This is a genomic window from Pseudomonas avellanae BPIC 631 (assembly GCF_000444135.1).
Classification (GTDB): domain Bacteria; phylum Pseudomonadota; class Gammaproteobacteria; order Pseudomonadales; family Pseudomonadaceae; genus Aquipseudomonas; species Aquipseudomonas avellanae.
The window spans coordinates 1-5,213 of record NZ_ATDK01000445.1 but is presented as its reverse complement, the minus strand read 5'-3'; the positions used below and the strand labels follow the sequence as shown (position 1 = coordinate 5,213).

The 5,213-nt window shown below is 53.3% G+C and carries 5 protein-coding genes; 1 reads left to right on the top strand and 4 read right to left on the bottom strand.

Translation table 11 applies throughout. The features are described from left to right. Positions 1 to 87: 87 nt before the first annotated feature. Genes coaE through pilB form a run of 4 tightly spaced genes read right to left on the bottom strand, consistent with a single transcriptional unit; the run spans position 88 to position 4,490 of the window. A complete protein-coding gene (gene coaE, locus DW49_RS0123870) occupies positions 88 to 705 on the bottom strand; it encodes a dephospho-CoA kinase (RefSeq protein ID WP_005614790.1) in 618 nt (205 codons plus the stop codon). After that, positions 702 to 1,574 carry a prepilin peptidase gene (locus DW49_RS0123865; RefSeq protein WP_024420998.1) on the bottom strand — a complete coding sequence of 291 codons (873 nt, stop codon included), beginning with the start codon at positions 1,572 to 1,574 and terminating at the stop codon, positions 702 to 704. The genes coaE and DW49_RS0123865 overlap by 4 nt, the downstream gene beginning before the upstream one ends. Position 1,575: 1 nt before the next feature. Continuing rightward, positions 1,576 to 2,793 carry a type II secretion system F family protein gene (locus DW49_RS0123860; RefSeq protein ID WP_005614794.1) on the bottom strand — a complete coding sequence of 406 codons (1,218 nt, stop codon included), beginning with the start codon at positions 2,791 to 2,793 and terminating at the stop codon, positions 1,576 to 1,578. A gap of 2 nt (positions 2,794 to 2,795) precedes the next feature. Continuing rightward, a complete protein-coding gene (pilB, locus tag DW49_RS0123855; RefSeq protein WP_005614796.1) occupies positions 2,796 to 4,490 on the bottom strand; it encodes a type IV-A pilus assembly ATPase PilB in 1,695 nt (564 codons plus the stop codon). 226 nt (positions 4,491 to 4,716) lie between these two features. Here pilB and DW49_RS1000000131005 point away from each other — a divergent pair, with 226 nt between their 5' ends. Continuing rightward, a complete protein-coding gene (locus tag DW49_RS1000000131005; RefSeq protein ID WP_020353487.1) occupies positions 4,717 to 5,112 on the top strand; it encodes a pilin in 396 nt (131 codons plus the stop codon). Positions 5,113 to 5,213 lie beyond the last annotated feature (101 nt).

The following is a 5,213-nucleotide window of genomic DNA, read 5'->3' as shown; positions in this document are numbered from 1 at the left end:
TGGCCAAACTGGATCGTGATGCGTTCTTCAATGCTGAGTTCATGATATGACATAGGTTCACCGTACCGGATTGGTCAGGTGTTGCGCTCAGTTTTTGCCGCCGCCAAGGTAAAAATGGTGCAGTCGCGCGACTTCGCTGTTCAGCCAGGCGTGATCGCGCTCATTGACCAGCACATCGTCGGCATGGCGCAGGCGGTCTTCGCGCTGGATCTGCACCTTGAGAATGGCTTCGACCTGCTCCTGGCTGGAACTGTCGCGCAGCATCGTGCGTTCTATTTGCACCTGCTGTGGCACATCAATAACCAGCAGGCGCTGCACCATCCGCGATTGACCGGATTCGATCAGCAGCGGCGACACCAGAATGGCATAAGGCGATTTGGCTTTGGCCAGATGGCTGACGATTTCCTGATTGATCAGCGGGTGCAGCAACGCTTCCAGCCAGCGTCGTTGCTCCGGGTTTTCGAAGATCAGCTTGCGCAGCGCGCCGCGATCCAGCTCGCCGCTGGCCTGCAGCACGCCGTTGCCGAAGTGTGCGGCGATCTGCTCCAGCGCCGGACGCCCGGGCTCGACCACCCAGCGGGCGGCGTGGTCGGCATCCACGGTGTCGATGCCCAGGTCGATAAAGCACTGTGCTGCTGCACTTTTACCGCTACCAATGCCGCCAGTCAGGCCAAGAATCCAGGGTTTTTGATCAGGGTGAGTCATCTGAAACCGGCAAACTGCATATAAGAGTCGGTTATTTGACCACCCCAGAGCAAAGCGATCCACCCCGCAATGGCCAGATAAGGACCAAAGGGGATCGGCGTACCGCTTTCGACCCTGCGCACGCGCATCATGATCACCCCAAGCACCGCGCCCACCAGCGACGACAACAGAATGGTCAACGGCAGAATCTGCCAGCCACCCCACGCGCCAAGCATGGCCAGCAATTTGAAGTCGCCATAGCCCATGCCTTCCTTGCCCGTCATCAACTTGAACAGCCAGAACACTGACCACAGCGTCAGATAACCGGCCACCGCACCCCACAGCGCATCATTCAGCGAGGTGAACAGCCCAAAGGCGTTAACGATCAGGCCCAGCCACAGCAGTGGCAGCACCAGAGAGTCAGGCAACAGCTGATGATCGGCATCGATCAGGCTCATCGCCAGCAAACCCCAACTCAACACCAGCATCGCAGCCGCCTGCCAGCCGAAACCGAAGTGCCAGGCGACGTAGGCCGATAACACTGCGCAGGTCAGCTCCACCACTGGGTAGCGCTTGCTGATCGGTGCTTTGCATTGCGAGCATTTGCCGCGCAGCAACAGGTAACTGATGATCGGCAGATTTTCCCATGGGCGGATCTTGTGCGCGCAGTGCGGGCAACTGGAGTGCGGCAGGATCAGGTTGAAGACGGGTTGGTCCGGTTCGGCAGGGAGGCCGAGCATTTCCCGTGATTGCGCTTTCCAGTCGCGCTCCATCATTTTTGGGAGGCGGTAGACGACTACGTTGAGGAAGCTTCCGACGATTAGGCCGAGCAGGCAGCATGTGGTGACGAAGGCCAGGGGGGAGCTGGCCAGGAGGTCGAGGAGGGGCATTTCAGACTGCATTTCCAAGTGTGAAAATGGGGAGATACATGGCGATTACAAGACCGCCCACTATAACTCCCAGCACCGCCATGATCATTGGTTCCATCAGACTAGTCAAACTGTCGACCATGTTATCAACCTCATCTTCATAATAGGTTGCGACTTTATCCAGCATGGTGTCCAGCGCACCAGACTCTTCGCCGATCGCAGTCATCTGGATCGCCAAGCTGGGGAAGACACCCGTCGAGCGCATGGAAAAATTCAATTGCATACCCGTGGACACATCTTGCTTGACCTTGTTAACAGCATTTTTGAAAACCACGTTCCCAGTGGCGCCTGCTACGGAGTCCAAAGCTTCGACCAATGGCACGCCTGCAGCAAAAGTCGTTGCAAGAGTGCGGGCGTACCGAGCTACAGATGACTTGAAAATCAAGGGTCCAATGATCGGAACTTTCAACAAAAAACGATCAACGCTGTCACGGAAGTTTTGTGACGCCTTGTAGGCTCGTTTGAACAAAAAAATACCTGCGAAGAATAAACCGATAATGGCCAGCCACCATTGCTCCACAAAGCCTGAAAGCCCGATGACCATTAGTGTAAATGCAGGCAGCTGCGCGCCAAAGCCAGCGAACACAGTCTGAAATTGTGGCACTACCTTTATAAGCAAAATTCCTGAAACTATAATCGCTACTATCAACACGGCTGCAGGATAGGTCATTGCTTTTTTGATTTTTGCCTTAAGTCTTTCTGTCTTTTCCTTATAGCTTGCGACACGGTCTAGCAGGCTTTCAAGAGCTCCGGCTTGTTCGCCGGCATCTACTAGATTGCAAAATAGGTCGTCGAAGTACTCAGGTTTTTGTCGTAAGGCTGTTGCAAAGCTGTTGCCTGCAGAAACTTCTTGTTTGAGCGAGTTGACCAGTGCGCGCATGTTAGGGTTCTCGGCACCTTCGCTGATGATATCGAATGACTGAAGCAGGGGCACACCTGCTTTCATCATCGTTGCCATTTGCCTAGAAAAAAAAGCTATATCCAGGGGCTTGATTTTTTTTCCCTTGCCGAAGATCGATACGGATTTCTTGCGCACCTTAATCGGGTTGATGCCTTGCTTGCGCAACTGAGCTTTTACGAGTGCCAAGTTATGGCCGCTCAATTCGCCGCTGGTTTTGGTGCCCTTTTTGTCGACACCTTCCCAAGTGTAAACGATGACTTTAACTGCCTTACTGGCCATGTTTAATCCTTGGTCACGCGGTTAACTTCTTCAAGGCTGGTGATGCCCTGCATGGCTTTTGACAGGCCTGAGGTTCGCAGGTCGTTGAAGCCGTCCTTGCGCATCTGCCTGGAAATCTCCAGTGAGTTACCCTCTTCCATGATGATGCGCTCTAGCTCTGCTGTTTTCTTGACGACTTCATAAATACCGACCCTTCCCCTGTAGCCACCATTGCAATGTTCGCAGCCCACCGGACCATAGATCTTGAAAGTGCCAATCTTCGCTTCTGGAAAACCTTCCTGAATCAGTGTCTCGCGAGGAATATCGAGTTCCTTCTTGCAATGGTTGCACAGCTTGCGCGCAAGTCGTTGCGCAATAATCAAGTTGATTGCCGTGGCAATATTGAATGCGGCTACACCCATGTGATGCAGTCGCGTCAAGGTTTCTGCCGCGCTATTGGTGTGCAGGGTGGACAGCACCATATGGCCGGTCTGGGACGCCTTGATGGCTATTTCGGCTGTTTCCAAGTCTCGGATTTCGCCGACCATGATCACGTCGGGATCTTGACGCAAGAAGGCGCGCAGTGCCTGAGAAAAGTCCAGCCCCTGACGCGGGTTGACGTTGACCTGATTGATGCCTTCCAAGTTGATTTCTACCGGATCTTCAGCTGTGGAAATGTTGATGTCCACTGTATTGAGAATGTTTAGGCCGGTGTACAGGGAGACTGTCTTGCCGGAACCAGTGGGGCCGGTCACGAGAATCATGCCCTGCGGTTGTTTCAGTGCCTCCAGATACAATGCTTTTTGCTCGGGCTCATAGCCCAGAGCATCAATGCCCATCTGCGCGCTGGTCGGGTCGAGGATCCGCATTACGATCTTCTCGCCCCACAGCGTGGGCAGGGTATTCATACGAAAGTCGATGGCTTTTGTCTTGGACACCCGTAATTTGACGCGCCCATCCTGTGGTTTGCGCCGTTCTGAAATATCCAAGCTGGCCATGACTTTCAAGCGTGCAGCGATACGGTTAGCCAGATGAATCGGCGGCCTGGCGACCTCATGCAAAATGCCATCGGTACGCAAGCGAACGCGAAAGATTTTTTCGTAGGGCTCGAAGTGCAAGTCTGATGATCCCAACCGGATGGCATCCAACAGCATTTTGTTGACGAAACGTACCACCGGGGCATCTTCAGCGTCATTCTGAGCTGCGAGGGAGGTCTCCTTGCCATCAGCCGGCTCCATGTCCAAGCCCAGATCGACATCTTCCAGATTGCCCAAACCACTATCACTGTCAAAAAAGCGATCTATTGCGGTGGTCAGCTTGTCATCTTCAACCAGAATCGCTTCAGTATTCAGACCGGTGCTGAACTGTATGTCAGTGACCGCCTGATGGTTGGTCGGGTCCGAGATGCCTATAAACAGCTTGTTACCACGTCGCCACAGAGGTAGGGCGTGATGTTGTCTGACCAGCTTCTCGCTCACCAGCCCCTTTGGCTGGCTTTCCTTGTCCAGGCTGGCGAGGTCCATAAACGGCACGCCAAACTGATCGGAGGCCATCTCTGCCAGCGTCAGGCTTTTGACTAGCTTGTTCTGAACCAGATAGCTCACCAACGAAATCTTGTCACGGCGCGACTGTTGATACGCTTGCTGCGCAGCAGGTTCAGTAAGTAGTTCGGCGAGGACCAATTGTTTGGCCAGGCCAGTGAGGACAGCATCAGTCATAAAACCACCAGACACGGACAATGTGTGGGTTATAGCGCAGTCGGGCTGTGCTGCCAAATAGCAGAGGGCTATGTGACGGAAATTGTCAGTTTCTGCTGATTTCAGATGGTCGGTTGTCGGTCATTGATTGCGCTGGCGGTGTCACTTGCTGAGAATAGGTTTTGGCACGACCTGTGCTTCAAAGCTCCTCAGGGCACCACCTAATTGACGCCTCGGAGAAGTAGAAATGAACGCACAAAAAGGCTTTACGCTGATCGAGCTGATGATCGTTGTTGCGATCGTTGGTATTTTGGCGGCTGTGGCAATTCCGCAATACCAGAACTATGTTGCGCGCGCGAACGGCGCCAGCGCGGTCGCCACGCTTGATGCTGCGAAGACTCAGGTGGGGATCAATGCTCAAGAAGGGCTTTCCACTGCTCTCTGCACTAACGTGACCATGCCTACAAATGGTACATGTAATGCTACAACGGGCACTTTGGTTAGCCCGTCGGTTGGGAACGGAACTTCTGCAACTACCGCTACTTTGGTTCCTACCTTGGGTGCCGTAGGTGCCATAACTTGGACTTGTTCGGTAAGTAATGCTAAGTCTGCTTCCAGCACATGCACCTCCACTGGTACCTAACTAGTGTACTGTTTTCGAAATAAGTTACCCATAACCTGCAAGCTAAGCTATTGATAAGATTTGAATTTTCCGTTAGTTGGTGGCTGATTTTTTCGAAAACA

Bases quoted from the DNA above. Each gene is read 5' to 3' on its own strand.
- coaE (WP_005614790.1), bottom strand. From the start codon at position 705: ATGACTCACCCTGATCAAAAACCCTGGATTCTTGGCCTGACTGGCGGC.
- DW49_RS0123865 (WP_024420998.1), bottom strand. From the start codon at position 1,574: ATGCCCCTCCTCGACCTCCTGGCCAGCTCCCCCCTGGCCTTCGTCACC.
- DW49_RS0123860 (WP_005614794.1), bottom strand. From the start codon at position 2,793: ATGGCCAGTAAGGCAGTTAAAGTCATCGTTTACACTTGGGAAGGTGTC.
- pilB (WP_005614796.1), bottom strand. From the start codon at position 4,490: ATGACTGATGCTGTCCTCACTGGCCTGGCCAAACAATTGGTCCTCGCC.
- DW49_RS1000000131005 (WP_020353487.1), top strand. From the start codon at position 4,717: ATGAACGCACAAAAAGGCTTTACGCTGATCGAGCTGATGATCGTTGTT.